This is a genomic window from Cytobacillus firmus (genome assembly GCF_023715565.1).
GTDB classification, from domain to species: Bacteria; Bacillota; Bacilli; order Bacillales; family Cytobacillaceae; genus Cytobacillus; species Cytobacillus firmus_C.
The window spans coordinates 1-2,082 of sequence record NZ_JAMBOJ010000121.1 but is presented as its reverse complement, the minus strand read 5'-3'; the positions used below and the strand labels follow the sequence as shown (position 1 = coordinate 2,082).

Here is a 2,082-nt window from a genome sequence, read left to right as displayed (position 1 = left end):
TGTAGACGTCAAGTCGAATTTTACACTTTTTGCTCATTTCCTTTTTACACTTCGGCTGAAAATATGCTTTTCCGATTTCTCATACGATGACTTTCCTCATCTTCTCTACCGTGAATGACTTCCACACGATGAAGTAATCTATCCAAAATTGCCGTCATAATGCCTTGATCCCCAATTAAATTGCCCCATTCATCCGGACTTTTATTTGAGGTCAGAATAATCGAACTTCGTTCGTATAAATGGTTAATTAAATGGAAGAATAGGTTCGCCTCTCTCTGATCCATCGCCATATACATCAAATCATCGATAATTACTAGGTCAGAACTTCTGATCCGTTTAAGTTGTACCTTTGATTTGTTCAGATATTCTTCCGTTTTTAAGAGTTGAATAAGTTCACCCATCGTGACGAAGTAAACATGGAATCCTCTGTGAACGGCTTCGAGCCCCAATCCAACTGCGATATACGTTTTACCAATACCGGGTGGGCCTAATAGTATTAAGTTGTACTGCTGCTCTAGCCAACTTAACTCTCTAAGTTGGGTTAACTGACGGGCAGTCAGAACGTTTTGGTCTTTTAGTTCAAATTCATCTAATGACTTCACGAAAGGGAAACGTGCCCATTTCATTCTTTTTTCTAGACTTTTCGCTTCACGTTTTGCTAATTCATACCGCGTAATAGACTCCAAAAACTCCAAGTATGTCCATGAAGCTTTTTCGGCTTCGCGAAGAAGCTGTGGTAGCTCCTCCGCGGTTTCTGCTAATCGTAACTGACGAAATTGATCCTGCAGTTCATTCACTGTTTTATGCATTATGCTCGCCCCCCTAAAATGCTAGTATACGTATTTAGGGATCGAGTAGAAGCCTTGATACTAGAATGTTTTGCTGGCTTGGCAGAAAGGGATTCTATCTCCTGTACTGGCTGTTGATTTGATGTATACAGGTGATGTGCAATGTCACGAAAATCGTTGGCACTAACCAATTTTTCTGTCATACACTTGGTCATAACCGAGTCAATAAACGCTGGATATTTTTGAACCACCTGCTGAATGATTGCGAACTGATCCCGTCGATATCTTGGGTATTCTTTACTGATCTTATCAAAATATGCAGCTGCCTGTTTCTGATCTTCAAAAGAGGAAATCAAAAGTTGTTTAAACTCTTCAATTCCTTTTGATCGATCACGTGTATGATTGCGATTTTGAATTAGCTTTCCTTTCTCTACACTGATGTCATGCTCAGCGATGATTTCACCTTCTGCTTGTTTTCGAATCACGAGCGTCTGTTGTTCTCTACCTTTAACTTCAATCAAAACAAGATTTTCAGAATTTGTTTGATAAGTCCCAAGTGGAACGGAATAACGGTTTGACTTATAACGGATTGTGTTGTCCTTACTTACACTTCTTGTTATACTTTGATTATTGGTACTTTCATATGAAAGTAATGAAGAGACTGGCTGTAAGTGTTGCTTTTCGAGGAGAAACACTTCTGCTGGTCTTTTTTTCGTTGTTTGATGAACCTGATGGTTCCCAGTTCGCTGGAGCCATTGTAATGCCCGATGATTCCAATCCCCTATGTCGCTAAACACTCGACTGTCTGCGAAATTACCTTTTATGTACTTCACCACATTTTCAATCATGCCCTTAGATTCCGGGTCAGCTCTTCTGCATAGGTGAATTTTAAACTTACGTTCATTCACATAACTTTGAAACTCAGCTGTTAAAAGCAGCTGGCCTGCATTCTCGCTGACTGTGATTAGATGATCCTGATCATATACGATTTCTTCGGTGCGTCCTCCATAAAATTGAAAAGCATTTTCATGACACCGGATTGCGTCTCTAGTAGTGAAAGGACGTGTCTGCCACTCCATGTATTTGTACCTTGAATGAGCCATGACAAACGCAATGAAGTACAGCTTAATCTCTTTGTTGTCAGTAGTCTTCTGCTTTGTTTCACCCCAATCTACCTGAAGTTGTTTGCCCATCGGTTGTTCGGGAACAGCTTCGTATTGACGAACAATTACTTTCTTCTCAATCTGATAAATTTCCCTGACTTCTTTTACATAAGATCTCACCGTACTTCCCC

2 protein-coding genes are annotated in these 2,082 nt (G+C 40.1%); both read right to left on the bottom strand.

The annotated features are described in order from the left end of the window. Positions 1–44: 44 nt before the first annotated feature. Positions 45–809, bottom strand: a complete 765-nt coding sequence (gene istB / locus M3205_RS24980) for an IS21-like element helper ATPase IstB (RefSeq protein WP_076259518.1) — start codon at positions 807–809, stop codon at positions 45–47. Then, positions 809–2,082, bottom strand: a 1,274-nt coding sequence (locus tag M3205_RS24975) for a DDE-type integrase/transposase/recombinase (RefSeq protein ID WP_251172342.1), incomplete at its 5' end; no start/stop codon positions are given. The genes M3205_RS24975 and istB, both read right to left, overlap by 1 nt.

What these genes read in the sequence shown, in the direction of transcription:
- istB (WP_076259518.1), bottom strand. Translation starts at nt 809, where the DNA reads ATGCATAAAACAGTGAATGAACTGCAGGATCAATTTCGTCAGTTACGA.